Source organism: Hymenobacter wooponensis (assembly GCF_004745865.1).
In the GTDB taxonomy this organism is placed as follows: Bacteria; Bacteroidota; Bacteroidia; order Cytophagales; family Hymenobacteraceae; genus Hymenobacter; species Hymenobacter wooponensis.
The window spans coordinates 143623-169243 of record NZ_SRKZ01000006.1 but is presented as its reverse complement, the minus strand read 5'-3'; the positions used below and the strand labels follow the sequence as shown (position 1 = coordinate 169243).

General features: G+C 54.7%; 20 protein-coding genes, 1 tRNA gene and 1 pseudogene. 11 read left to right on the top strand and 11 right to left on the bottom strand.

The features are described from left to right. The first annotated feature begins 150 nt into the window (after nt 1-150). Nucleotides 151-1056 (top strand): L-serine ammonia-lyase, iron-sulfur-dependent, subunit alpha, encoded by a 906-nt coding sequence (gene sdaAA / locus EU557_RS19840; protein WP_135532222.1) that lies wholly within the window; start codon nt 151-153, stop codon nt 1054-1056. Nucleotides 1057-1150: 94 nt separating this feature from the next. On the opposite strand, the gene EU557_RS19835 is transcribed toward sdaAA, so the two are convergent. From EU557_RS19835 to ispF, 5 genes are all read right to left on the bottom strand, one after another. Continuing rightward, a complete protein-coding gene (locus tag EU557_RS19835) occupies nt 1151-2200 on the bottom strand; it encodes a hypothetical protein (protein ID WP_135532221.1) in 1050 nt (349 codons plus the stop codon). Between the two features lie 84 nt (nt 2201-2284). Further along, nucleotides 2285-3679, bottom strand: coding sequence for a LutB/LldF family L-lactate oxidation iron-sulfur protein (locus EU557_RS19830; protein ID WP_135532220.1), 1395 nt, complete (start codon nt 3677-3679; stop codon nt 2285-2287). 207 nt (nt 3680-3886) lie between these two features. Then, entirely contained in the window at nt 3887-5518 is a 1632-nt protein-coding gene (locus EU557_RS19825; protein WP_135532219.1) for a M28 family peptidase, read from the bottom strand. 149 nt (nt 5519-5667) lie between these two features. Next, nucleotides 5668-7353 carry a M28 family peptidase gene (locus EU557_RS19820; RefSeq protein WP_135532218.1) on the bottom strand — a complete coding sequence of 562 codons (1686 nt, stop codon included), beginning with the start codon at nt 7351-7353 and terminating at the stop codon, nt 5668-5670. Between the two features lie 148 nt (nt 7354-7501). After that, the gene (gene ispF, locus EU557_RS19815) at nt 7502-7981 is read right to left on the bottom strand and encodes a 2-C-methyl-D-erythritol 2,4-cyclodiphosphate synthase (protein ID WP_135532217.1); all 480 of its coding nucleotides are present in this window, start codon (nt 7979-7981) and stop codon (nt 7502-7504) included. Nucleotides 7982-8203: 222 nt separating this feature from the next. Between ispF and EU557_RS19810 the strand changes: the two genes are divergently transcribed. The 5 genes from EU557_RS19810 (at nt 8204) to EU557_RS19790 (ending at nt 15650) form a co-directional block, all read left to right on the top strand. Beyond that, on the top strand, nt 8204-8818 hold the full coding sequence (locus EU557_RS19810; RefSeq protein WP_135532216.1) for a TetR/AcrR family transcriptional regulator: 615 nt from the start codon (nt 8204-8206) through the stop codon (nt 8816-8818). Between the two features lie 29 nt (nt 8819-8847). Next, nucleotides 8848-10542 carry a TolC family protein gene (locus EU557_RS19805; protein WP_135532215.1) on the top strand — a complete coding sequence of 565 codons (1695 nt, stop codon included), beginning with the start codon at nt 8848-8850 and terminating at the stop codon, nt 10540-10542. Between the two features lie 99 nt (nt 10543-10641). Then, entirely contained in the window at nt 10642-11763 is a 1122-nt protein-coding gene (locus EU557_RS19800) for an efflux RND transporter periplasmic adaptor subunit (RefSeq protein WP_135532214.1), read from the top strand. A 31-nt stretch (nt 11764-11794) separates the two neighbouring features. Further along, the gene (locus tag EU557_RS19795; RefSeq protein WP_135532213.1) at nt 11795-15265 is read left to right on the top strand and encodes an efflux RND transporter permease subunit; all 3471 of its coding nucleotides are present in this window, start codon (nt 11795-11797) and stop codon (nt 15263-15265) included. A gap of 124 nt (nt 15266-15389) precedes the next feature. Continuing rightward, the gene (locus EU557_RS19790; RefSeq protein ID WP_135435631.1) at nt 15390-15650 is read left to right on the top strand and encodes an acyl carrier protein; all 261 of its coding nucleotides are present in this window, start codon (nt 15390-15392) and stop codon (nt 15648-15650) included. A 388-nt stretch (nt 15651-16038) separates the two neighbouring features. On the opposite strand, the pseudogene EU557_RS25965 reads toward EU557_RS19790, so the two are convergent. After that, a pseudogene (locus EU557_RS25965) lies at nt 16039-16293 on the bottom strand (YkvA family protein); the annotation flags it as partial. A 271-nt stretch (nt 16294-16564) separates the two neighbouring features. Continuing rightward, the gene (locus EU557_RS19780) at nt 16565-17176 is read right to left on the bottom strand and encodes a C40 family peptidase (protein ID WP_135532212.1); all 612 of its coding nucleotides are present in this window, start codon (nt 17174-17176) and stop codon (nt 16565-16567) included. A 317-nt stretch (nt 17177-17493) separates the two neighbouring features. Here EU557_RS19780 and EU557_RS19775 point away from each other — a divergent pair, with 317 nt between their 5' ends. Together EU557_RS19775 and EU557_RS19770 are read left to right on the top strand one after the other, a co-directional pair. Beyond that, nucleotides 17494-17862, top strand: a complete 369-nt coding sequence (locus EU557_RS19775; RefSeq protein ID WP_135532211.1) for a hypothetical protein — start codon at nt 17494-17496, stop codon at nt 17860-17862. A gap of 320 nt (nt 17863-18182) precedes the next feature. Beyond that, complete coding sequence (locus EU557_RS19770) at nt 18183-18920, top strand: hypothetical protein (protein WP_135532210.1); 738 nt, start codon at nt 18183-18185, stop codon at nt 18918-18920. 62 nt (nt 18921-18982) lie between these two features. On the opposite strand, the gene EU557_RS19765 is transcribed toward EU557_RS19770, so the two are convergent. Continuing rightward, nucleotides 18983-19058, bottom strand: a tRNA-Thr gene (locus EU557_RS19765). A gap of 160 nt (nt 19059-19218) precedes the next feature. Between EU557_RS19765 and EU557_RS19760 the strand changes: the two genes are divergently transcribed. The 3 genes from EU557_RS19760 to EU557_RS19750 all read left to right on the top strand — a co-directional run bounded on the left by EU557_RS19760 (nt 19219) and on the right by EU557_RS19750 (nt 20817). Further along, nucleotides 19219-19674 carry a hypothetical protein gene (locus EU557_RS19760; protein ID WP_135532209.1) on the top strand — a complete coding sequence of 152 codons (456 nt, stop codon included), beginning with the start codon at nt 19219-19221 and terminating at the stop codon, nt 19672-19674. An 85-nt stretch (nt 19675-19759) separates the two neighbouring features. Further along, nucleotides 19760-20536 carry an FkbM family methyltransferase gene (locus EU557_RS19755; protein ID WP_135532208.1) on the top strand — a complete coding sequence of 259 codons (777 nt, stop codon included), beginning with the start codon at nt 19760-19762 and terminating at the stop codon, nt 20534-20536. Next, nucleotides 20536-20817, top strand: a complete 282-nt coding sequence (locus EU557_RS19750) for a DUF4834 family protein (protein WP_135532207.1) — start codon at nt 20536-20538, stop codon at nt 20815-20817. Before EU557_RS19755 ends, EU557_RS19750 begins: the two co-directional genes overlap by 1 nt. Nucleotides 20818-20889: 72 nt before the next feature. Here the strand turns inward: EU557_RS19750 and EU557_RS19745 are convergent, their stop codons facing one another. From EU557_RS19745 to EU557_RS19735, 3 genes are all read right to left on the bottom strand, one after another. After that, nucleotides 20890-23481 (bottom strand): DUF5686 and carboxypeptidase regulatory-like domain-containing protein, encoded by a 2592-nt coding sequence (locus EU557_RS19745; protein ID WP_167855286.1) that lies wholly within the window; start codon nt 23479-23481, stop codon nt 20890-20892. 161 nt (nt 23482-23642) lie between these two features. Then, nucleotides 23643-24485, bottom strand: a complete 843-nt coding sequence (locus tag EU557_RS19740; protein WP_210116093.1) for a ferritin-like domain-containing protein — start codon at nt 24483-24485, stop codon at nt 23643-23645. 187 nt (nt 24486-24672) lie between these two features. Then, entirely contained in the window at nt 24673-25425 is a 753-nt protein-coding gene (locus EU557_RS19735) for a ferritin-like domain-containing protein (protein ID WP_135532204.1), read from the bottom strand. Between the last annotated feature and the right edge of the window lie 196 nt (nt 25426-25621).

Genomic DNA, 25621 nt, shown 5'->3' with positions numbered 1-25621 from the left:
CTGTATGGAACCGGGCTTTTCAGCCTTACCTTGCTATGTTCTCTATTTCCTGAGAGGATACCATTTTAATGCTGATTTTTGCACCCCACTTTGCCATTCCTTGTTACAGGCAAGTCAACGCGTTTCTCCCACTCATCGCCCACCCCACCCATGTCGCTACTTTTCAACGATTTTGCCAGCTGGCAGGCCCATTGTGCTGCCACCCAGGAGCCACTCTACCAGGCGGTACTGGCCTACGAGATTGAGCAGAAGGGGCGCACCGAGGAGGAAATCTGGAGTGGCCTACAGCGGGCCTACGATGTGATGCGCGATGCCGTGCACACCGGCCTGACCCAGGATATGACCTCGCGCTCGGGCATGGTGAACAACGGCGCTAAGAAAATTGCCGCTTCCCCCGTAACCGTGCTTTCGCCGGAGTTTAAGCAACTCGTGACCCGGGCCCTGGGCGCCAAGGAAGTAAACTCCTGCATGGGCCGCGTGGTAGCCGCCCCAACAGCTGGCGCCTCCGGCATCTTGCCCGGCGTACTGGTTACCCTTCAGGACCTGCACAAGCTCGACGACCGTAAGATTTTGGAAGGCCTGCTGGTGGCCGCCGGCATTGCCCTCATTATTGAGCAAAATGCCTCATTAGCCGGGGCAGTAGGCGGTTGCCAAGCTGAAACGGGCTCGGCAGCAGCCATGGGCTCGGGCGCCATTGTGTACTGCCTGGGCGGTTCGGTAGCAGAAACGTTTGCCGCCGTGGCCGTTACCATTCAGTGCATGCTAGGCCTCATCTGCGACCCCGTGGCGGGGCTGGTAGAAGTGCCCTGCTTGGTACGTAATGCCTCCGCCGCAGCCATTGCCTTCAGCTCGGCTCAAATTGCCATTGCCGGCGTCGATCCGGTTATTCCCGTGGATCAGTGCGTGGCGGCACTTGGCGAGGTGGGCCAGAGCATGGAAACCCGGTACAAGGAAACGGCCCTGGGTGGCCTAGCCAACACCACCCGCGGCCGTGAAATTGAGAAGATGGTGCTGGTGCAGGACGTACAAATCCTGCCCGACGAAGACGCGCAATAAGCAAAGCCTACCATGCTTGGTGTAGCCAAAGGGTGCCCTATTGCTACACTAGGCGTGGTACCTTACAAGCCACGCTAGGCCAGTCAGCGGCAAGCTAGATAGGCTTGATTTCTGGGGCCATTGTTAGTTTGGCCAGGAACTCAATGGCGCGTTTGTAGTGAGAGCGAAGCTCTTGGTATTTCTGCCAAGCTGCCTCTTCATCGGCATGCAGCGAAATACCCGCTTCCTGCATTTTCTGATACGCGTCTTGGAAGTCAGTGCGTTGCGGGTTGTTGCCGGATTGCTGCTCCGTTAATGACTCGTAGGGTTTTGTTTTAGCCGATTCCTTAAAGAAGCGCGAAACCCGATTGACAGACACGGTGCCCGCTTTGAAACACATGACCATGTGAGGGTCTTGCGGGGTATCTACTGAGCTAATGATAAGAGCAGCGGCGTCCAGAATCAGGTCGGCAGCTGTGACCCAGGAGCGGCCCGGCTGCGGCGAGCGGAAAAAGGATAGAATAGGCAATGAGGTGTGCGTCTCCTCAATTTCAATAAACCATTCTTCCCAATGCTGCCACTGGGGGCCATGCTTCAGCAAGTCAGCGCCATGCAGCCAAAGCAGCAACTCAACGGCGGAAGCCTTGGGGCCTGCCCGCATCTCTAGCCGCGCCACCGTCAGCTCCCGTCGTGAGAAAGCCTGGTAGATAGTTGGCAAGTAGGAGATGAGCAGCGTGAGCAGCAACAGGCCTAGCGTCGCCTCTGAGTACGACATGATGTTGGCCAACCCGTGCTTGCTGGGTTCCTCCGAGCCCAGCGTCAGCAAGGAGCTGTTGCTGATGCGGTAGCAGCGTTCCAAATCTCCCTCGCCTAACGCCCAATAGACGATAGAATAACCAAAGCTGACTACGCCTAACCACACAATGGGCAGCGCAACCAGCGCAACGGGCGCATACAAGGCCATTACCTTATCGCGCTGCTCGTAGGTTCGGCCCAGCATAGCCAGCCCTTCAAACACCCTCCGAATGCCCTGAAATACCCAACTGTTGAGCAGCACCGACTCATTGCGGGGCAACACAAACGAACGGATGGCCGATAAGACGGTGATGCCCACCATAAAAGAGCCAATCGTGAAGACCAGCCCATTGACACTTGCATCCAACATGTATACGTAGCAACTGGCGGCAGAATGGCCGCCTGCCTTGTACTTGGTTGGCAGAAAGGAGGTTGGGCTACTGGCCTACTAAAGCTATTTCCGGGCCTTCCAGAGCTGCTTGAACGATTTGGGAGCAATCTGTACGGCCTCGCGGCGCTTGCTCCAGCCAGTCTGACCCAGCAGGCGGCTCAGCACCCAGTTCTTAGCCGAAGCGGGAGCCAGGTCCCACACCCAGCGCCGCTTCATACCATGCAGCCACACCGTAATAGCCCGCTGCTCTTCCTTGTCGGAGTGGCCTTCCTGCACGCTTTGCTGGCGGTTTTTAAGGAGCAGGTTATGGATGTTGATCTTCACGGGGCACACCGAGGAGCAGGCGCCGCACAAGCTGCTGGCAAAGCTCAGATGCTTGTTCTCGGCCATGCCGCTGAGGTGGGGCGTAATAACCGAGCCAATGGGGCCCGAGTACGTAGCCTCGTAGGTATGGCCGCCGATGTTTTTATACACCGGGCACACGTTTAGGCAGGCACCGCACCGGATGCAGTGCAGGGCCTCGCGCTTATCGGGCTGGGCGAGCAGGTTGGTGCGGCCGTTATCGAGGAGTACCACGAACATTTCCTCGGGGCCGTCTTTTTCCAGGGGCTGGCGCGGACCAGTGTAGATGGTGTTATAGACCGTTACCTGCTGGCCGGTGCCGCTGGTGCTGAGCAGGGGCCAAAACAAGTCGAGGTCCTGCAACCGCGGAATCATCTTTTCAATGCCCACAATGGCAATGTGTGTTTTCGGGAAAGCAGCCGAGAGGCGGGCATTGCCCTCGTTCTCCGTCACGGCAATGGCGCCGGTATCCGCAATCAGGAAGTTGCCGCCCGTAATACCTACTTCAGCGGCTGTGTACTTGTCGCGCAGCAGGTGGCGGGCCGTGAGTACCAGCTTCTGGGCATCGTCGGTGTACTCAATACCGAGGTGCTTCACGAAGATATCAGCAATATCGAGCTTGCTCAGGTGCATGGCCGGCGTCACGATGTGGTAAGGCCGCTCCCCATTCAGCTGCACAATGAACTCGCCCAAATCTGTTTCTACCGACTCAATACCGTTCTTCTCCAGGTACTTGTTGAGGTGGATTTCCTCGGTGGTCATGCTCTTGGCCTTCACCACGGTGCGCGCCTTGCGCCGCTGCATGATCTTTCCAATTTCAAACAGCGCTTCCTCCGCATTCTGCGCCCAGATAACCTTGCCGCCCCGCGCCGTAAAGTTCTCTTCCCACTGCAGTAAGTACTGATCGAGGTTATTGATAACCTGCGCTTTCAGGTAGGAGGCCCGCGCCCGTGCTAGTTCATGGTCCTCGTAGAAGCCTAGGCCAGTCTGAACCGCCGCATTATACTTGCCAATGTTGAACCGGATTTTGCGCCGGTGCTCCAAGTCAAACGCCTTGCGGTCGGCATCGGCCAGAAATTGCTTTGACTTAGTGGGCGTGGGCAGGGTAAGGTTCATAGCAAGGAGGGTGTGGCGTCAGCAGAAGAACAAAGATAAAACCAGCCGCCCGCAAATAGTTTCTAGGCCACTAACGATAAACCCGCGCGTCATCCTGAGTGCAGCAAAGGAGCTACTCACGCTGGAACGACTGGCCTAGCGCGGTATTCTTCGCGGGCAGCCCCTTCCTGCCTCAGGATGACGTGCGGGTTTAATTTAGAATAGCAGCTACTGTACCGTCACGGCGGGCCGTTGGGCGCGATTGGCGAGGTCCCAGGCGGTGTAGAAAACCAAGCGGGCCCGCTGCTCCAGCTTATCAAATTCAATTCGCTCTACATCATCAGTGGCTTTATGGTAGTCTTGGTGTAGGCCACTGGTGTAGAAAATGACAGGGATGCGATACTTGGCGAAATTGTAATGGTCGGAGCGGGTGTAGAGCTGCTCGGGGTCATTGGGCTCGTTGTACTTGTAGTCGAGCTTCAGGTGGGTGTAGCGCTTGTTAGCGGCTTCATTCAGCGCGTGCAGCTCCGGGCTGAGCCTATCAGAGCCGATAACATACACGTACTCGCTTTTGCTGGTATGGCGCGGATCGGTGCGGCCCACCATGTCAATATTCAGGTCGGCAATGGTGGAAGTCAGCGGCACTACCGGGTGACTGGTGTAATACTGAGAGCCCAGCAAGCCCTTCTCCTCGCCTGTGTTGAGCAGAAACAGAATGCTACGCCGGGGGCCTTGCCCAGCCGCTTTGGCCTGGGCAAATGCTTGCGCCAGAGTAAGCACCGAGCTGGTACCCGAGCCATCATCATCGGCGCCGTTGTAAATGGTGTCGTGCTGAATGCCCAGGTGGTCGTAGTGGGCAGATATTACTACCAGTTCATCCTTCTTATCGGTGCCCTCCAGAAAGCCCAGCACATTCTCCGAGGTTATGGCTTCCTGCTTCTGTGGGATGGAAAAGGTAAAGGGTACTGGCTGCAACGGTTTGGGTGGCTTGCCCGTACCGTAGCTGCTCAGCACGTAATTCTGCAGAGCTTCTGCCTTACTGCCGAGCAGGGCCAGGCCGAGGTCGAAGGAGGTGATGTACAGGCTAATTCCTTCCGGTGGCGTTTCGGCTAGCGTGCTTTCGTCCTGAGGTTGGGGCGTGGGAGCAGCCAGCGTGAAAGCCGGCTCCGCTAGCTGTTCCGCAACGCCGGCCCCCATAGCCTCGAACTGCACGGTACCAGCAAACGTGATGACCACCACGCTTCGCGCGCCTTTGTCGCGGGCCAGGGCTGCCTTGCGGTAACCAGAACCCCAGGAGCTTTCCTTGGTGGAGCCCGACAACAGGTAATGACCGCGCCCATCAGTAGGCTCACCCTGCAGCACAATTACATCTTTGCCGCGCACGCTCGGCTGGCCCGCGTAATCATTGTAACGCTCGGTTTCAATCCCAAACCCCAGGAACACCGGGTCGGCGGCGGTAGGTGTGCTAAAGGGCGAAGCGCCGAACCCAATAAAGTCGCGCATCAGGTCAAAGTAGCGGCCATTGATACTGATGGAGGCGTACCCGTTGGGAGTGGTCTTGACCAAGCCAAACGACTGCCAGTAGGCGTTGCTACCGCCAGTCACGGGGCCGCGGAGGCCTAGGCTGGCAAACTGCTGGGCAATGTATTCGGCGGCTTTCTTCTGGCCCGGCTGGCCGGTCTCGCGCCCTTGGTAAGCGTCGGAGGCTAGCTCGGTGAGGTGACGGCGCAAATCAGTAGCCGTAACAGCCGCGGCAAAGCTGGCCGCGGGGTCAGGGGCGGCTGGGGCAGACGGCTTTTGCGCCCAAGCTCCCGAAACAGCGCCTAGTATAAGGATAGCGGGCAATAAATATCTGTTCACTGAGCAGGACAATAGAAAAGCTGGGGCACAAAAAAGCTGTCATTCTAGGCCAGTGCAAGAGCTTCATCAAAACGAGCTGCACGCACAACCTCGTTCTTATAGATACTAGCCTCGCTGCGGCCCAGAATGACAGCTTTTAGATAGGTTACTTACTTTTTGTTTGAGTCAACTACGATGCGCTGGTCGCGGTTGGCGAGGTCCCAGGCAGTGAAGAACACCAGACGGGCGCGCTTCTCCATCTTTGGAAACTCAATTTTCTCTACTTCGTCTCCGGGGCCGTGATAGTCATCGTGCACACCGTTGAAGAAGAACGCCACCGGAATGCGGTGCTTGGCAAAATTGTAGTGGTCGGAGCGGTAGTAGAAGCGGTTCGGGTCTTCCGGGTCGTTGTAGCGGAAGTCGAGGTCCATTTGGGTGTACTTCTGGTTAGCGCCCTGCAGGATAGTATGCAGCTCCGAGGAAAGCTTATCCGAGCCAATCACATACACGTAGTCGCCCTTGCCCTCATGGTCTTTATCAGTGCGGCCTACCATGTCGGTGTTCAGGTCGGCAATGGTGGTTTCCAGCGGGAAAACGGGGTGGTCGGTGTAGTACTCCGAGCCCAGCAGGCCCTTTTCCTCACCGGTTACGGTCAGGAACAAGATGCTGCGGCGTGGGCCATGGCCTTCGGCTTTAGCTTTGGTAAACGCCTGGGCCATTTCTAGTACTGAAACCGTACCCGAGCCGTCGTCGTCGGCGCCGTTGTGCACCTCACCGTTGATGATGCCAATGTGGTCGTAGTGAGCCGATAGCACCAGTACCTCGTTTTTTAGGTCGGTGCCTTCCAAGAAGCCCAGCACGTTTTCGGTGGTGAAGTCCTCGCGCTTTTTGGGCGCTTTCAGCATCACCTTCGCGGGCTTGAAAGTGCTGGCCGTGGGCTTACCAGCTTTGCCAGTAGCGGCAGCATACTTGGTGACGTTGGCGGCAGTAGTACCTAGCATCTTGTAGCCCACCGCCGGCGATACGAAGAAGGCCACCGGGCGGGGTGCCTGCTGTGCATCTTTGAAGCTGATGCTGGGCCGGCCAATGTAAGGCGTCATGCGGGCTGCCAGCTTCTCGAAGTTCGCGTTGGGGCTAAAGTCTACGAAGAATATTGAGCGGGCGCCTTTCTGTGCGGCCAGGGCAGCTTTGGCCCGGTAGTCGGTGCCCCATTTGCTGGGTTGGCCATCCTTGCCCAGCGTGGCAGTACCCTTATCATTCATGGGCTCACCTAGCAGAATGATCAGGTCTTTGCCTTTTACATCGCCTAGGCCACTATAGTCGGAGTAGCCATCTTGCTCAATGCCGTAGCCTGCAAACACCGGCTGCACGGCCGTCTCGTTCTGGAAGGGCGAGTTACCGGTGCCATAAAAGTCCGTCAGCCACTTGAAGGTCTGGCCGCCCACTTTCAGGGTAGCTCCATCGGCCCAGGTGCTGCGCTCCATGGTGAAGTGCTGCAGGTAGGGGTTGTCGGAGCCCTGCACGGGGCCCGTGAGGCCTAGCGCTTTAAACTGCTGGCTGATGTACTCCGCCGCCATTTTCTGGCCCTTTTCGCCAGTTTCGCGGCCTTCATAGGCATCAGAAGCTAACACAGTGAGGTGCTGGCGCAGGTCGGCCTGGGTGATGGTCTGGCCGTAGTTCAGAGCCCAGTCAGCCTCAACCGGGGCCTGCTTGGTGGCCTCCGGCGTAGCCGCTGGGGCTTCTGTCTTATTCTTACGCTTGGTCTTGACTTTGATCTTCTCGGGGGCCTCTTGGGCCACCGCCGAAGTCATGCAGCTAGCCGCAAGCAACAGGGCTAGGAGGGAAGGTTTGTACATAGAGTAGGATGGAAGATGGGAAAGGTGAATTGTGAAGTTGGGAAATTGTGTGCTAAAAAGTTCATGCTCTACTGGCCTAGCCGGGCGTGAATGCAGAACTTACTACTAAGCGCTAAGCGCTCCGCTTCACAATTTCACCACTTCACCGCTAAGGTTGCATGATGAGTACCGAAGCGTAAGCCGCCACGCCTTCGCGGCGCCCCACAAAGCCAAGCTTTTCGGTGGTGGTAGCCTTAATGCTGACATCATTCTCTTCGATGCCCATTACCTCTGCCAGCACCCGCTGCATTTCCGGAATGTGCGGGTTCACCTTGGGAGCCTCCAGGCAAATAGTGGAGTCGATGTTAGAGATGCTGTAGCCGCGCTCCGTGAGCAAGCGCACCACTTCGGCTAGCAAACGCTTGCTGTCAATGCCTTTGTATTGCGGGTCAGTGTCGGGGAAGTGGAAGCCAATGTCGCGTAGGTTCGCTGCGCCCAGCAGCGCGTCGCAGATAACATGGATGAGCACGTCGGCATCGGAGTGGCCTAGTGCGCCGTGAGTGTGCGGAACCTGAATGCCGCCCAGCCAGAACGGCAAGCCTTCCTTCAGTTGGTGAACGTCGTAGCCGAAGCCGGTACGGATTTTCATAAAGGCAAAAGTTTGGAGAACAGAGCAGCAAGGTACACCAACGCCGCCGACCAGCCCACAGCGGATAGGCAAGCAGAAAAAAGTTGCCCTTGGCTAAAGTATTAGAGTGAGCTAATCGTCAGATGATATGGGGAACTATCTATCACAAAAATTTGATAGCAAAATACTAATGGAAACTTAGGAATCATTTAAAGTTTCCATAGTACCTTTGCCTTCGAAGTGATGGAAGTGAAAGACAGAATCCTGCAAGCTGCCCTAGGGCTCTTTACCCGCAACGGCATTAAGAGCGTGTCAATGGATGACATTGCCACGCATTTAGGCATCTCCAAAAAAACGCTCTATAAGTGGTTTGAAAACAAAGACCAGATTGTATCAGCCGTTATTTCCAACCACCTGAACGGGGTGCAAGGGGAGTGTGAAGGCATCATCGGCAAAACCCAGAATGCGGTGGATGAGATGGTGCAAATGATGGACTGGGCGGAACGTCAATTCGCGGAAGTCAACCCCAATGCCATTCACGATCTACGCAAATACTATCCTGAGGCCTGGAATCTGTTCCACGCCCACAAGAACAAGTACATCCTGAACCAGATCCAGGACAACCTGCGCCGCGGAGTAGCCGAAGGCCTCTACCGGGCAGACCTAGACATTGAGGTGCTCTCGCGCCTGCGCCTGGCTCAGATTGATATTCTCTTCGATCCTACTCTGTTTCCCCACACGCAGTTCAATCAGAGCCGGGTGCAAATGGTTTGCAACGAGCACTTTCTGCTGGGGATGGTTACGCTGAAAGGCCACAAGTTGATTAATGAATACCGTCATGTGACGGAAGAAGAATAACTGCTCCGACACCAGAGTTTGCTTTCCATATGAAGAAGAACCTCCGCGTTTTGCTACTGGCCGCCGGGCCGGGCCTGCTGGCCCCCGCTGGTGCTACCTTGGCGCAAACGCCCACGGCCACTCGGCCGGGCCTCAGCAACCAGTCAGCCGCAGTGGACAACATGCCCCTGTCGTTGCAACAGGCCGTTGATTATGCTATTAAGAACAAGTCGTCGTTGCTGGCTACACGCCTAGGCGAGCAGACGGCTAAGGCGCGAGTTGGAGAAATTAGGTCGGCGGGCTTGCCCCAAGTAAACGTGGCGGCCAACCTAGCCGATAACTTTAAACTCCAGAAAAGCTTAGTAGACTTTGGCGCGTTTGCCGGAGGTAGCTCAGCTACCACGCTTACGCCCAGTGATATTGCTGCGGCTCAAAGCGGTCAGACGGTAAACCTAGGTACGGTTTCCATACCTGCCGAGCCGGTGCCGCCGCGGGCAATTGCCTTCGGGCTACGCCATGCTGGTAACACCAGCGCTTCCGTGTCGCAGCTGCTGTTTGATGGCTCCTACCTGATTGGCCTGAAAGCCGCGAAGGTGTACGAGCAACTTGCGCAGAAGCAAACCCAGCAGGCAGAAATTGACGTGGTGGAGCAGGTAAGCAAAGCCTACTACAGCACGCTAGTAGCCCGCGAGCGTCTGCAGCTGCTAAGCCGCAACGTGCAGCGCCTCGACACTATCCTGTACCAAACCAACCAAACCTTTAAGGCTGGCTTTGCCGAGAAGTTGGACGTGCAGCGCCTGCAGGTGCAGCGCAACAACCTGGTGGTAGAGCAGCAGAAAGCCCAGCGCCTCACGGAGCTAAGCGTAGCCCTGCTCAAATTCCAGATGGGTCTGCCCCAGGACCAGACGGTACAACTCACCGACTCGCTTAGCGCTGCGGTAGTAGATGCGGGCTCTCTGCGCCAGCGCTTAGGCGTAGCTAATATGGCTACTGGCGCTGGGGTTACTGGCCTAGGCGGGGTGCCTTCTGCACCAGCGCCTGCTTCAACCAACACGCCCGAGCAGAACCGCCAAGACCAGCAAACCGCCCTTAGCGGTGCCCGCACTGGCCAACTGGCCGCCACCTTCAACTACAACAACCGCATCGAGTTCTCGACGCTGGAAACGCAGCAGGCGTTAGCTGGCCTAGACCTAGCTAACCGTCGGGCCGGGGCTTACCCCCGCTTAGTTGCTACAGCAGCCTATGGTTTTACGGGCTCGGCCAACAACCGGCGTGACCTGTTTGCCTTCCGTGGGCCCGATTCGCGGGCGGCCAACGGCTTCCCCAACCAGAACTGGTTTGGTTTCGGCAACGTGGGCCTGAGCCTGCAGATTCCGGTGTTTGATGGCTTCCGCCGCAAGTATCTGGTGCAGCAGGCCCGCATTCAGCAGCAGACCATTGAACGCGGCTTTGAAACTCTGCGCCAGAGCATTGACCTGCAGGATGCACAAAGCCGCACCACACTCATCAACGCCTTGGATGTGCTGGACAACCAGCGCGCCAACCTCGACCTGGCTGATGAGGTGGCCCGGGTGTCGCGCATCAAGTTCAAGGAAGGCGTAGGCTCCAACATTGAAGTGGTAACGGCCGAAACCTCCCTCCGCGAAGCGCAAACCAACTACTACGCCGCCCTCTACGACGTGCTGGTAGCTAAAGTAGACCGCGACAAGGCAACAGGTGAGCTGTATAACCAAGCCAAAAAGTAAGGACCAGAAGCCGGGAGCTGGGTGCTAGAAGCCACCTCCTGAACGGCCGACTACATGTATTCTCTTCTAGCTCAAAACTCCTTGCTACTCGTTTCTATCATGAAATACGCTGCCTCTGCCTTACTCCTAACTCTGGGCCTGTTAACCGCCTGCGGTGAAAAAGACCCCAAAGCTGAGTTGGCTCAGTTGAAGAAAGAACAGGCCGCCAATCAGGCAAAAATTGCCGATTTGGAAGCCAAAACCGGCGCTAAGGCCGAGGGTGCGGCCGCCCAGACTACCCCAGTATCGGTGATTAAAGTGGCTCCCGAGAGCTTCAAGAGCTATTTAGAGCTGCAAGGTCGCGTTGATTTCGACCAGAATGCCAACGTAGCGGCCCGTGCCGCTGGTACGCTCACTAGCTTGCGCGTGCAGCGCGGTGACCAAGTTCGGAAAGGCCAGACCTTGGCTACTGTGGATGCCTCCGTGCTTGACGCCAGTATTGCCGAGCTGCGCACCCGTATGGATCTGGCTCGCGTGGTGTATGAAAAGCAGGATCGCCTCTGGAAACAGGAAATTGGAACTGAGATTCAATATCTGCAGGCCAAGAACAACTATCAGGCCCTGCAGCGTAACCTGGCTTCTTTAAACCAGCAGCGCGCCCTCTATAGCGTGGTGGCACCCTTTGCCGGCACCGTAGATGACGTACTGCCCAAGCTGGGTGAAACTGTAGCCCCTGGTGCCCCGGTGGTGCGGCTGCTCAGCAGCAGCGGTACGGGTAAAATCTTGGCTGATGTTTCAGAGGCCTACGCTTCGCGCATCAAAGCCGGCGACAAAGCCCTGGTAACCATCCCGGACCTGGGTGCCGAGGAGCTTCCTGCTACAGTGCGGGTAGTATCCAGCACCATTAACCCCACCAGCCGCACCTTCACCACGGAGTTGCGTCTGAATAGCAACAAGGCTAGCCAGTTGCGCCCCAACATGGTGGCCAATGTGCGCATCCAGAACTACGACCGTCAGAACGCCACCGTACTACCCGTAGACCTGGTGCAGAAAGACGAGCAAAATAGCTACGTACTGGTAGTGAGCAACAAAGGCAACCAAAAAGTGGCTACCAAGCGGGTCATCCAGACCGGTAACACTTATAACGGTAAGGTGGAAGTGACCAGCGGCCTCCAACCCGGCGACCAGGTGATTTCAGCCGGCTACCAAACCCTGAACGAAGGCCAAATAGTGACGCTGTAACCAGCGTTACTTAACGTCAAGAATCAAAGCCATGCAGGATTTAGAGAAAGAGTTTGGGCCAACCAGTTGGTCCATCAATAACAAAACCAGCATTTACATCATCACGGTGCTGCTGTGCGTGGCGGGGATTTTTGCCTACATCAAGCTGGGCAAAGAGAAATTCCCCGACATCGTAATCCCGCGCATCATCGTGGCTACCATTTACCCTGGTACCTCGCCGGCCGACATTGAGAACCTAGTGACACGCCAGCTCGAAAAGGAGCTGAAAAGCGTAAACGGGGTGAAGAAAATCAACTCCACTTCCAACCAGGACTACTGTATCGTTGACATCGAGTTCAACTCGGGCGTGGACGTGCAGTATGCCAAGCAGCTGGTGAAAGACGCTGTGGATAAGGCCGCCCCTGAGTTGCCCAATGATTTGCCCTCGCCGCCTACGGTGAAGGAAATCAACATCTCAGAGCAGCCCATCATGTTCGTGAACTTGAGCGGTAACCTGCCGGCAGTGCAGCTCAAGAAGTACGCCGACGACTTCCAGGATAAGATTGAGGCCTTGCCCGAAATTACCCGCGTAGATATTGTGGGTGCACTCGACCAGCAAGTAAACGTGGACGTGGACCTAAACAAGCTCCGGGCCTCGCGCTTGGGCTTCTCGGATATCAGCAATGCCATTGCTCGCGAAAACGTAACTATCTCGGGCGGTTCTGTTGATGTGGGCTCTCAGAAGCGGGCCGTACGCGTGGCTGGCCAGTACGTGCGCGCTGAGGACATTGCCGACATTCAGGTGAAGAACCTCAATGGCGCGGCCGTGCGCCTCGGTGATATTGCCACGGTAGAGGATGGCTTTAAAGACCGGGAATCGTATGCCCGTCTTGATGGCAAGCCCGCCATCACTCTGAACGTAGTAAAGCGCCAAGGTGAAAACCTGATTGACGCCTCTGACAAGATCAAGGCGCTCATTGCTGAATCGGAGAAAACGCTACCCAAGGAGTTAAAAGTGACCGTAACCGGCGACACCTCCAACGATACCCGCGTTACTCTGCACGACCTGATCAATACTATTGTTATCGGCTTCCTGCTGGTAACGGCCATCCTGCTGTTCTTCATGGGCACTACCAACGCTATGTTCGTAGGCCTGTCGGTGCCGATTTCGATGTTCCTGGCCTTCCTGATTATTCCAGGCTTCGACTTCTCGCTGAACATGATTGTGCTCTTCGCTTTCCTGCTGGCACTGGGTATTGTAGTGGACGACGCCATTGTGGTAATCGAAAACACGCACCGCCTGCTGCATGAGCACCCTGAACTGAGCACCGAGAAGGCCGCTAAATTTGCCGCTGGTGAGGTGTTTGTTCCGGTATTGGCTGGTACGCTTACTACGGTTGCTCCCTTCGTGCCCCTCATGTTCTGGCCCGGTATTGTGGGTTCGTTCATGTACTACCTGCCCGTAACGCTCATCATCACCCTGATGTCGTCACTGGTAGTAGCCTTCATCATGAACCCGGTATTTGCTGTGAGCTTCATGGAGCGTGAAGAGCACTTCGAAGAAGATCTGCACAGCAAGCCAAAGCTGACTAGAGGCCTAACTATTGCAGTTGGCGTACTGGTGGTGCTAGGCATTCTGTTCAACGTGCTGGCCTTCGGTGCTACCCCTGAGGTGGGCCCGGAAGGACAAACCAGCGGCCTAATGGGCCACTTTATCGGCAACATCTGCTTGGCTCTGGCTGGATTTATCCTGCTCGATAAATTCGTGCTGGTGAAGATGATTGCCTGGTTCCAGACGCGCGCACTACCGAAGTTTCAGAACGGCTACGCCAGCCTGGTGCGGTGGGCCATTGGGCATCCTGCCCTCGTGATGATCGGTGTGATTGTGCTGTTCATTGGCTCGTTTGTGGCCATTGGTGCCCGCGGGCCCAAAGTAGACTTCTTCCCTAAAGGTGACCCCAAATTCATCTACACCTATCTGAAGATGCCGGTGGGTACCCGTGTAGAGGTAACGGACTCTATTACGAAAGTGCTGGAAAACCGCATCTACGGTGTTATTGGCCGCAACAACCCTGACGTAGAATCGGTGATAACTAACGTAGCCATCGGTGCCGGTGACCCCAGCGACGCGTCTTCGTCTAGCGGTACGGCCATGTCGAACATGGGTAAGGTAGCCGTGGCATTTAAGGAGCTCAGCGACCGGACCGGTCCAACTACCGGCACTTACATGGATAAAATCCGGGAAGCGGTGAAAGGCATTCCTGGCGCCGAAATTTCGGTTGACCAGGAGGCTAGTGGCCCACCCCAGCAGAAGCCTATTGCCATCGAGGTTATCGGCGACGATTACCCCACGCTGGCTAAGCTTTCGAAGAAAGTAACCCGCTACGTTGATTCGCTCAACATTGGCGGTGTGGAGGCCCTGCGTTCCAACCTGGAAGACCGGAACCCCGAAATTGCCGTGAACATCGACCGTACCCGCGCTAACCGGGAAGGCATCAGCACCGGCCAGATTGGTTTGGAAGTGCGGACGGCTATCTACGGCTCGGAGGCCAGCAAATTCAAAACCCCCGACGATGAGTATCCCGTGCAGGTGCGCTACGCCAAACCGTACCGCAACGATGTAGATGCCATCATCAACTCCCCGCTAACCTTCCGCGATGCTACTGGAGCTGTACGCCAAGTGCCTATTTCGTCTATTGCCCAGGTAAGCTATGGCTCCACCTACGGCGGTATCCGGCGCAAAGACACCAAGCGGGTTATCACCATCTCGTCTAACGTGCTCAACGGCTACACTGGCCCCGATGTGGTAGCCAACATCCGCACCGCGCTTAAGTCATTTCCCACGCCGGCCGGCTATACCATCAAGATGGGTGGTGCTGAGGAAGACCAGAAAGAAACTACCGACTTCCTGCCCATGGCTGGCCTAGGTGCTCTAGCTCTTATCTTCCTGATTCTGGTAACGCAGTTCAACTCGTTCAGCAAGCCGGTTATCATCCTCTCTGAGGTACTGTTCTCCATTGCGGGCGTGTTCTGGGGCTTGGCCATCACGGGCATGAACATCTCCATTGTAATGACCGGGGTAGGTATCATTGCCCTGGCCGGTATTGTGGTGAAAAACGGTATTCTGCTGGTAGAATTCACGGACATTCTACGGGCTCAAGGTATGCCGCTGCGCGAAGCCATTGTGCTAGCGGGCCGCACTCGTCTCAACCCGGTAATCCTAACGGCCACGGCCGCTACGCTGGGTCTGATTCCGCTGGCTATCGGTCTGAATATCGACTTCTATGAGCTGTTTGCTTCCGGTAACCCCCACTTCTTCATCGGTGGTGAATCGGTAGTGTTCTGGGGCCCACTGGCCTGGACTATCATCTTCGGTCTAGTATTTGCGACGGCTATTACGCTGTTAGTAGTACCTGTAATGTATCTGCTGAGCGAAAGCCTGAAGCTGCGCTTGAAGAAAGATGAGGCTCCTAACGACACCGAAGTCGAAGCTGCTCGTCCGCCAGTATTAGCTGAATACTAAGTAAATTTTTAGGTGGAGCTTGCAACCGAATTGCAGGCATTGGCACTCCTTCGCCCGAAGGGCGGGGGAGTGTCAGGACCACCGCCCGCTCTCATCTAGTACCTCGTTCTTTGTCGTTTCTCCTATGAACATTTCGACGACTTCCCCATCCAAAACTATTGAGCAGCAAGTACTGCGGATTATCAGCAAGCGTAAGGCTATTAAAGCTCGGCGCCTGCGTATCGGGAGCAGCCTCAGCAACGAGCTGGGCTTCGACACGGTTGATGTGGTAGATATTATTCTGGAGCTGGAGCGTAACTTTCACATTGTCATCCCCGATGAGGTTCCCCTCGCTACCGTGGGTGACTTTGTAAACTATGTAGCCTCGCACGCCAAGGCGGCCTAGAGCCACAGCCATCGTAGTAATACCTCAACAAAAAAGGCCCAGAACCTAAGTTCCGGGCCTTTTTTGTTTGGCTGGTAGGGGCCTAGCGAACATTACCGCCGGGGTTGCCACCGCTCGGCCGCGATTCGGAAGTTGTGTTAGGTTCGCGGCTGCTATCTGTGGTATTGGCAGCCGTGTCAGCATGCAGTTTAGCTTCAGCGGCTTCTCTGTCGGCGTTAGCGGCCGTAGGGCGGGCGGCGTCAGGCGTTTCTACGGGCGTAATATGGGAGGTAGAAGCAGTAGAGGCAGAAGCGGTAACCGGCTCCTCATCTTCTACTACGGTAGGGCGGGTTTTCTCCCACTCTGCAAACTTGTCGAGTTCTTCTTTGATGGTAGTGCTGAACCAAGCTACCAGCGCTACATCATCCAATAGGCCTAGCACCGGAATAAAGTCCGGAATCAGGTCAATTGGGCTCAGGAAATAGATGGTTACGGCTACGGCCGCTACTACCGTGCTGGTGGGTAGGCCAGTGTACTCACCCGAAATGGAGGTGCGAATGAGGCGGAAAAGAGTTTGCAGAGTTTCCCAGGCCTCTTGTGCCAGTGAGCCTACATCATTTTTTTCGCTAGCCTTCTGATACGCGTCATTGAGCAGTTGCTTCATGCGCGTAGGCTTCTTGATGTATTCTTCGGCTTTGCCTACAAATTTCTTGAAGAGGGGCGAGGAGGCAATGTTTTCGCCTTTAGGAGTTTCGTTAGCCATATGAGTAAGCAGTAGGGAGAGAAAAAGGGAAGGTCATCAGCAGATGACTAGCGCTTTGCTATACTGTTTCAGGCCGAAATAGTTTTCGAGCGTTGTGAGGCAAAACTGCACAAAAAAAGCCTCATTCCGGAGAATGAGGCTTCTGTAGAATATGCATCAGAGTGCAAGCGGACTAGTTGTTCTCAACGCGGCCAGCGGCGTAGAAATTGCGGCTATAGTAGGCCTGGTTCAGGGAGCTAACCATTACGCCACCACCACAAGCGGAGTGAGCAAACTTGCCATCTTTCAGGTAAATGCCAACGTGGTAGATGGGTTGGCCGGGGCCGCGACGGAAGAATACCAAGTCGCCGGTCTGCATTTCATCCTTCTGCACGTGCTTCACATTCTCAAACATAGAACGAGAGCTGCGCTGCAGGGTAATTCCGTATACCTCTTTAAATACGCGGGTTACGAAGCCCGAGCAATCAGTGCCGCTTTTGCTGTTGCTGCCGTAGCGGTAGGGGGTACCCAACCACGATACTACGGTAGCCAGAAGGTCTTTATTCTCGTCAAAGCTGGGCTCAATGCCCAAGCGCTGCGCGTATTTGCTGTATTCCGTTGAATCAGAAGAAGTACGCAGCACGTTAGAGTGCGGATCATCGGTGTCTAGCAAACCGCTGAGGAAGGAGGCTTCCTGAGGGGCTAAGGCAGCCGAAGAAGGCTGGGATGTTGCGGGTGTTCTTTCGAAGAAAAAGGAGAGGACCATCGAGGCCGCGGCGAGGCAATACAGGATGCTGTTTTTCATTGTCCGTCGGGAGGTGGCAAAATAGGTAACCGGGGCAACCGGCTAACCTGACGCGTGCTGTTTTTTCGATAGGCGAGAAACCTGAAAAACGAAAAAAGTAAGAGGTGTTAAGAACAACTTTTACCGGCCTGATAAGCTGAACAGTTTAACCTGCCGATTATTAAAGCTAGCTCCAAAAATCTGGGATGACCAACTTTAGTACCCCAAATAGGTAAAAGTTCTTCTTAAAGCCCAACTATATCGTGAAAAAATCAAGCATCAAAACTCAACTGCTTGGTTAAAAGGTGCGTATACTCCGCCCTGTTTTACTCAACCATATGGAGCTACCGCGCATCATTGAAAATTCTCCTTTTGCCCGAGTGGCTCGCACCAAACTCAAGGCGAAGAGCGTGGCCATGGTGCTGGGCAATACCATCCATCTGAGTGGGGCTACCCGAGAACAATTCCTTCGTGATCCACACTGGGTAGCGCACGAGATGGAGCATATTCGCCAGTTCAAGCAGTATGGCCGTTTTGGCTTCTTGTGGCGATACTTACTAGGCTGGATTCGGCACGGCTATTATAACATCCCGTTTGAAGTAGCCGCCCGCGAAGCAGGTGAGCGAGACGCCGTGCTTTATGCCCAAGGTATGCCCCTGCCTACTCCTGAACAGCGGCACCCCTCTCCAAAAGGAAGCAGAGCTTAGACAGTGTTGTAAGCAACATCCTTAGTTTATTAGTAGGAAGGAGCATGTGCCATCGGTTACTTATTACATATAGTAAATCGATCTTCGCTTGATCGACAGATAGTCGTAATAGTTAGAGGTGATAAGTTGGTTCGCTGAAAAAGCGCATCAATGACGCTGTAGCCCACTAATGCCAATAGCTGTAGGGGGGTATGCCATGATTGTGTAATGTATTTATTGGGCCTTTATATAACTTTTTAGCCGGTTTTCACGAATAGGGGGTAGGTTGGCTATATGGCTCAGCCTTTGATATTTCTCTATCACGCAAATCCCTCCCTGTCATGGAAAACAAGCAAAACCAGTCGAACAACGGCTCTAACCAGAACTCGAACTCTTCTAATAAGAATATCTCCGCGGCTCCTATGTCGGCAGGGGCTGCTGGTACGCCGGCACCCGGCAATTCAGCTTCAGCAATGGACTCGGAAACCAACCGTCAGCAAGCCTCCGGCAAAAGCTCAGGTGGCAGCAGCGCTTCATCTTCCAACCAAGGCTCACAAGGAGCTAGCAACAGCGGCGCTTCGGCCTCTTCAGATAAGAACTCTTCGTCGCGCAATAGCGGCGGTAGCAATAGCAGTGCCTCAGCTTCTTCTGCGCAAGGCAGCCAGCAGCAAAGCCAGCAGAGCGAGCAGAAACAAGGTGGACAACAAAGCCAAGGCGGCCAGCAGAAATCGTGGCTAGACCAACAGCAGTGGCTGAAGAACATCAACGTGAATCAGCTGCCTCAGCAGATCAAAGACCTCAGCAGCAAAGCTGCTGACCAAGTAAATAAGCTCACGCCCACGCAAAAAGTAGTAGGTGGCGCCTTGCTAGTAAGCGGATTGAGCTGGTTGGCACTGCGTTCGAAGAGCAGCTCATCGAAGGGAGAAACTTACCGCTCGTACCGCGGCTCTTCCGATAGCAACTCCAGCAGCTCGAAGTGGAACAGCAATAGCGGCGACTCGAAATGGAATAGCAGCAGCGACTCTGTATATCGTGGCGCAACCCGCAGCTACGACGACGACTATGCTAGCGACCTGTAAGGGCTAACAGCTCCAAAAAGAGAAGGCCCCGTGTATGTTACATACACGGGGCCTTCTCTTTTTGGAGCCCCTTATTGGACTCGAACCAACGACCTGCTCATTACGAATGAGCTGCTCTACCAACTGAGCTAAAGAGGCATTTCCCACGGCGGCGTATCCGTCAGGGGCAGCAAAGATAGGCAGCTCCCGAAACAATACGCAAGCAGCAACGGCACTTTTTTGCAAGATCCTGCCAGGGGAGGGCCGTCAAGCCGTATACCAAGTCCATCATAATTGAAACAACACTCGGATAAATACTATGAAAAAATCATCCACCGTACTGCAGGCTGTCGGCAGTGGCCTCGCTGGCGCTTTGGTACTTAATATCCTCCACGAAACGGTGCGGCATATTCGGCCGGCTGATGCACCGCGCATGGACGTGCTCGGGAAGCGTGGGCTACGCAAGCTGCTGCGCAAAGCTGATGCTCCGCAGCCCGATGAGGACACGGCTTACGGCCTAACTATGCTCGGCGACTTAGCTAGCAATGGGCTTTACTATAGCCTAGTAGGCACCGGAGGCGGGGTATGGCTGCGCGGGGCAGCGCTAGGCCTAGCAGCTGGTGTGGGTGGTGTAGTGCTACCGGGGCCAATGGGCTTAGGCGAGGGGCCTAGTAACCGGACACCCCAAACCAAAGCCATGACGGTAGCTTGGTACCTGATAGGTGGCCTAGCTACGGCTGGTGTTTCGTGGGCCTGGAGTAAAGCGCAAGAGTAAACGGCGGGCGAAAGAAGGAGTAGTAAGGGGTAGATACAAGCCATACGCGCACTACGCGACCTGACGTGCTACCTTTGCGCTCGTTATGATGAAGCAATTCCGTAAGCTGTTGGTCCGCACGCTTGGTTTCGAGTCGTATATCCGTCTGGTTAGCCGCGTGTACCTGCGGCTGGTTGGCATGGGATGGGGCCGGCAGAAGTATCCGGAGCTGTTTTTCCTGGAGAAGCTAGTAAAACCCGGCTTCACCTGCGTGGACATTGGAGCCAACCTGGGCTACTACTCCGTGGCATTGTCGCGGCTGGTGGGGGCGCAGGGGAAAGTGCTGGCCGTGGAGCCCATCCCAGACTTCCAGGCTATCTGGAAAGACAATGTGCGCTTAAGCAACTTTCAGAACCTAACGCTGCTGCCCTATGCCCTCGGCGGTGAGAATACCACTGTGCAAATGGGCACGCCTGAGCGCGACGGCCTATTGCACCATGGCATGACTAAAGTAGCAGCCAGCAACACGCAAGAACACTACGCCCGCACCTACGACGTTCCTATGCGCGTACCCGATGAGTTATTTAGTCAATTAGAGCGCCTCGATTTCGTGAAGTGCGATGTAGAAGGTTTCGAATATGAAGTGTTCCGGCACATGCAAGCTACCTTACGGCGCTTCCAACCCCTCATTCAAACGGAGCTAAATGGCCTAGAAAACCGCCGAGGAGTAGTAAACTTGCTGGCTGAGCTCGGCTACAAACCATTTGTGCTTTCTGAGCGTTCTGAACTGGTACCCTGCTCTGAAGCGCAGCTAACCAGCGCCGTCACAGCTGATTTTTACTTTCAACCCATTTCCCCTGCTTTCTCCGAGGCTACCCGTTAATGGCTACATTCCTGCTTACCCTTCTCATTGTCTTTTTCATTGCCCGCTTCGTGTTGCCCGTTGTGCTGCGCATGGTGGTTGGCAACTTCATCAAGAAGCAAGCTCGCCGCTACGGGCAGGCTGCAGGAGGTAGCCCCTTCGGCGCGCCATTTGAGCCGGCTCAGCCCCGCAGTAATGGCTCAACCGGCGAAGTGCACGTTGACTATGTGCCACCCCGCCAGAAACCACAGCCCAAGGAGTTTAAAGGCGGCGACTACGTTGACTTTGAAGAGGTGAAGTAGAAATTCGCATGCAGGTAAAAGGCCGTCATCCTCACATAGGATGACGGCCTTTTACATTTAACGCTTGTGGTTTTAGAACCCAATACCTACGCGTAGGCCAGTACCTACCCGCTGACCCGACTGTAGGCCAGTATAGAAGTCAACGCGCAGGATTTTGAATACGTGCTCTACGCCCACGCCTAGCTCGAGGTAGTGGTTGGCGGCAGGGGTAGTAAGGTAATTAAGAGAAGCTACCTCCTGCCACTTCAGGCGGCGCAACAGCGGGATTTTATTCAGCAGGAAACCGTTGAAGTGGTGGTTGTAGTGGGCTTCCAGAAAACGATCTTGGGTGCTAAAGCGGTAATAATCGAGAAGCTGAAACTGGCTGAAGTCGCTGGCTAGGTAGGTGCGGTTGCCACTGAAGTGGCGAAAGTCCATAAAGTCAAGGCGCTGCGAGCCCGGGAAGAAGCCAGCAGCTACGCGGTAGTTGCTGGTACCCAAGAGGCCTAGGTTTACGGAATGTCTAATCCCAGCCTCTAGCAAGGTGTAACGCACATCAGAGCCTAGCACACTACCCACACCTTGCCGCCACCGGAACTGGAAAGTAGGGTACTTAGAGCCTAGGTTGAACTTACCATCGGGGCGGGTGATGAAGCGCTGACCGGGGCGGAAGGAAGCGCTTAGCTCAGTAGTTAGCGCCTGGCTGCGCCCAAAGCTAGTGGAGCGCTCAGCGTTAACGGGGGCGTTGGGGGTGAAGCCTATTTCTGGCTTGTCAACGAACAGCTTGTTGGTGGTGTTATACAGCTCCTGCCGGTCGAAATAGCTGGCCGTGGCTTGCACTGTAAGGCCGTTTACCAACTCCCATTGGTAGCCAAGCTCTAGGCCATCGCGGCGGTAGAGTTTAGCGTAGTTACGGTTTTTGAGTAGCGTATAATAGGAGTTAATAAAAGGAGTGAGCTGACTGCTGGGGTCGAAGTTCTCGATAGTGCGACCAGCGCGGATGCTCACGCGGGCCAGCTTCACTGCATCAAACTGCCAATAGGCTGAGATGCTAGGGCTAAACAGCTTATTGCTGACCCCGTAGCGCAACGAGGGAGTTACGGACCATACGCGACGGTCATCGGTGCGCTGCGTGAAGGTGGCCTGCGGGTTTACTACCACGCCCTCCACAGTGTTGTAGTTCAGAATATTAAACACTGGAGCCACGTACCACTGCCGCTTATAGAACGTCTGGTTATACACGTAGCCCGTGAGGAGGAACTTGCCCACCTCGAGCTCATTACGCTTGCGGTCAAGAGAATCTTGGTAGGGCCTCGAGTTCCTGATTACTTCGGTGCTATCCTTTACTTGGTAGTCCTTTTCTTCTTCGGCCGTGAGCGGAATCGGGCGCACCGACGACCAATAGCTGGTATCGCGCTCATTTACGCCCTTCTCCACCAGCATCACTTCTCCGCGCTTCAGCTTGCCTAGGCCTAGGCCGCTAGTATCGCGGGCAGCTTGCTTCGATTGCCGGCGCACGGCGGCACTCAGGCCCTGCAGCTTAGGCTTCTGCTTTTTCACGTCGGCTACGGTTTCGCGGGTAACGGGGGCATCAGCGGGTTCCTTGCTGGCCGGAGCGGGGGGCACTACCGTAGGCGCCGGACGGTTGGGGTAGGTAGGTGTTACTTTGTAGTTTGAGAGTATAGCCGTGATGTAGCCATTGCCCTTGAAGCCCAGCGCCGTGAAGCCCACCGTCACCTTCTGCGACTGCATCACCCACACATCGGAGGGCCCTGGAGCTGGCGCGAAGATCTGCTCAATGTGCAGGTTATCTACGTAATCAAGCTGGGCGTCTTTGGTCAGATTAAGAGACACCGAGTGTAGGCGCCAAGTGCCATCTACAATGTAGATGTGGCCCGAGAAAACCGGGTCGGAGCGGCGACGAGGCGTTACTTTAATTTTGTGGATGAGTAGGCTGCCTTGCTGTGTACTGCCTTCCAGCTCATAGCGATAGAACAGCGGCCCATTGGCGGCAATGGGGGATACGAAGCCTCGTTCAGAAAACCCGCTTTTCAATACGTTTTGGTAGAAATTGAGCCCCCGGCCGGCGCTTGCGCGGTTAAAGCTGATCCCCTTAGTGTCGCCGCTCACACGGGAGGAAATCATGCGCTCCTGTACCACATTGGGTTGGCGGAAGCTCATCTCCGAGACCGTTTCTGACAGATAGAAGATGCCGGGCTTGAAGTCAGGTCCTACTTTCACCAGGCCCATGATTTTGCCTGGCACATCCGTAAAACGAGCCAATGTTTTGATATAGGTACGCGCCTTGAAGGCCGCTACCTCACGCTGGTGATAGTTGCGCCATTGAATGGCCTGCTGCACAATGGTGTAGGCCGGGTCTTTATCTGTTGAGCGCACTACTACCTCCCGCAGTTGGTAGCTCTCTGGCACAAGCGTAATGTTGAGTACCGTGGCCGTATCGCCGCCTGCTACCTTAACGGAGGCCTGTTGGGGCTTGTAACCGACGTACTGAAACACCAGCTCGTAGCTGCCAGGGGTTAGGCGTAATTGGTAGTTACCCTGCTCGTTTGTGGCCGTGCTGGTAGTAGTGCCGCGAACGGCTACGTTAGCAAACGCCAGAGCCTGACCTTTGGGGTCAGAAACCAACCCCCGCACAATACCAGCCTGCGCTACAAAGGCAGACAAGAGAAAGCAAATCAGAAGTAAAACAGAACGCATAAGGATAGAGGCCACAGTCTGGTCAAGATAGATATAATCTAGGCCTGTAAGGTTGTCTGCGCTAGTCGGAAACAAAAAAGGACAGCCCTTGGGCTGCCCTTTTTCTATAGCTAAGTTTGTTTCGATACCTATGCGAACAGCGTGGGGGCCACTAATTCGTTGACAAAGTTTCGAGCGATAGACTTTACAGTAGTTGGATCTAAAGGCTCATCAAAAGCTTCAGAGGCAGCAGTTGCATTCAGTCCGGCAAGGGTGGATATTTCTATTCCTGCTTGCATTGTGTTGCTTTCAGCTGGGAAGAAAATGGCTGTAGGGGCTCCCGTAGCAGGGTTACCGGGGCCGTATACAGGCGTAGTAGAAGGAGTGGTGCTGGGCGATGGACCACCGTTATCAGTACCGGAAATCCAGCTCTTCGGGCGGCCAGTCTTGCCACTTAGGTTGTTGAGGTCACCGGCAACTGTGGTAGCCGCTTGGCCACTCTGAGATGCTGCTAAGCCACGACGTACGGTCCGTACGTGAGATGAGTGACGTGCTTCTACTGAGTGAATGTCGAGAGCAGCTTGTAATAAGTCTTTATTAGGCATTAGAGTAGGTGCTCCACCTTTGTAGGCTCGTACGCCAGTGTCGACAAATGCCTGAGATGACCCTAAAAACAAAGCATAATCATTTACCAAAGCTGGGGCGAAGGGGCCAACCGTTCTTCCTCGGCCACCGCTATAGTCAAAAGCAGCACGGGTAGGATCGGGGATAGCTGCGTTGCCAAGTGCTCCACGCAATACTTTGATATGACCAGACTCATCATTGCGGATCTTTTCAAAAGCAGGGCGGTCAGCATTAGGAATTAAGCCAGTTGCATTCAAGCCACTATCATAGAAATAGAACTCAAGATATTCCAAGCTTAAAGCCAAGTTCAAGACGGCTACAATATCTGGTGATAATGCGCTAGTCTGGCCATAGGCGCGCTGGAACAAGCCACTCACTAGGCCTGGCAGCATAGCACCCGTAACAGCTTTGCCCGCTAGGCCAAAGTGCTTAAATACCCGGCGGCGCGAATCAAGGCGCTCGTAGATTTCCGGGTCTACTTTTTCTATATCTGAAATTATTTTGAAGAGGTCCATGACGAAAGGCGAAGAAGTTAATAGAAAGACTAAGCTGAGCTTATCTCAGGCTGTTAGCACTGAGACGTGAGCCCTCTTTGAGAAACGCGTTAGCCTTAGTCAACACATCACTAGGCGTCATAGAACGCTCTCTGCCGGTGCCATTGCCTACACCAGGGGTAGAGACAGAGCCAGTAGGAGTAAACAGGTCAACTACATCTGAATCCACAAACGTGTTGTACCCGATCATGTCTCGGATTAGGGCTGCGTGGCGAGCTTCTACCGATACAATTTTGCCGGCAATAACTAAGTAAGCAGCCGTTTGGATATAGCGGCCAGCACCGTTGTAGGCAGCTACACCAAGATCTTCAAACGTTTTAGCAGCGTTTAGCACGCTTGAACGGTCGTTGAAGTTAATGCTCGAAAAGTCGGGCTCTAATGCTTTGATAGCATTAGTTGAAAGCACCGCTTTCAAGAAGTCAGTGTGTGCCTTTTCGTGTAGCGCTAAGTCATCAAATACTTGCTTTTCCGCAGCGTTGGCGGTGCTATAGTACTGACCAGTCTTTACCTGGGCATAAAAGGCGGCCTCCAACTGTTCTAGCGCATAGGCATAGTTCAGTACACCATTGTCGCTACTCCCTACATCTAGTAGGTTGTTGGAATTGCTCTCGTCATCATCGTCGCAGCCGGCCAAAAACAGGCCGGAGAGAGCCATACCGGCTCCAGTGTACCGTAAGAAAGACCGACGTTGGATGGGCTGCACCAGGGCACTGGGCACCTGATCCGTCGCGCCCGAATCGTGAAGCTTTGACATAAGGAAATATTGAATAAAGGGTGAAAATTCCTTTGCTTCTTACGTCCCTACGGTAAAGCTCCGACCATATCTTACAGATATTTCCGTATTAGTACCAGAACTTTACGTATTATCCGGTATTTTGTAAGTTGTTGATTATTAGATAAAAGGATAAAATTTTATTTAAACATTTCTGGTGCCCAGGAATTGAGGCCTA

Coding starts and splice junctions, on each gene's coding strand:
- EU557_RS19735 (WP_135532204.1), bottom strand. CDS start 25,425: ATGTCAAAGCTTCACGATTCGGGCGCGACGGATCAGGTGCCCAGTGCC.
- EU557_RS19795 (WP_135532213.1), top strand. CDS start 11,795: ATGCAGGATTTAGAGAAAGAGTTTGGGCCAACCAGTTGGTCCATCAAT.
- EU557_RS19830 (WP_135532220.1), bottom strand. CDS start 3,679: ATGAACCTTACCCTGCCCACGCCCACTAAGTCAAAGCAATTTCTGGCC.
- sdaAA (WP_135532222.1), top strand. CDS start 151: ATGTCGCTACTTTTCAACGATTTTGCCAGCTGGCAGGCCCATTGTGCT.
- EU557_RS19800 (WP_135532214.1), top strand. CDS start 10,642: ATGAAATACGCTGCCTCTGCCTTACTCCTAACTCTGGGCCTGTTAACC.
- EU557_RS19810 (WP_135532216.1), top strand. CDS start 8,204: ATGGAAGTGAAAGACAGAATCCTGCAAGCTGCCCTAGGGCTCTTTACC.
- ispF (WP_135532217.1), bottom strand. CDS start 7,981: ATGAAAATCCGTACCGGCTTCGGCTACGACGTTCACCAACTGAAGGAA.
- EU557_RS19820 (WP_135532218.1), bottom strand. CDS start 7,353: ATGTACAAACCTTCCCTCCTAGCCCTGTTGCTTGCGGCTAGCTGCATG.
- EU557_RS19750 (WP_135532207.1), top strand. CDS start 20,536: ATGGCTACATTCCTGCTTACCCTTCTCATTGTCTTTTTCATTGCCCGC.
- EU557_RS19835 (WP_135532221.1), bottom strand. CDS start 2,200: ATGTTGGATGCAAGTGTCAATGGGCTGGTCTTCACGATTGGCTCTTTT.
- EU557_RS19790 (WP_135435631.1), top strand. CDS start 15,390: ATGAACATTTCGACGACTTCCCCATCCAAAACTATTGAGCAGCAAGTA.
- EU557_RS19805 (WP_135532215.1), top strand. CDS start 8,848: ATGAAGAAGAACCTCCGCGTTTTGCTACTGGCCGCCGGGCCGGGCCTG.
- EU557_RS19770 (WP_135532210.1), top strand. CDS start 18,183: ATGGAAAACAAGCAAAACCAGTCGAACAACGGCTCTAACCAGAACTCG.
- EU557_RS19760 (WP_135532209.1), top strand. CDS start 19,219: ATGAAAAAATCATCCACCGTACTGCAGGCTGTCGGCAGTGGCCTCGCT.
- EU557_RS19775 (WP_135532211.1), top strand. CDS start 17,494: ATGGAGCTACCGCGCATCATTGAAAATTCTCCTTTTGCCCGAGTGGCT.
- EU557_RS19755 (WP_135532208.1), top strand. CDS start 19,760: ATGATGAAGCAATTCCGTAAGCTGTTGGTCCGCACGCTTGGTTTCGAG.
- EU557_RS19780 (WP_135532212.1), bottom strand. CDS start 17,176: ATGAAAAACAGCATCCTGTATTGCCTCGCCGCGGCCTCGATGGTCCTC.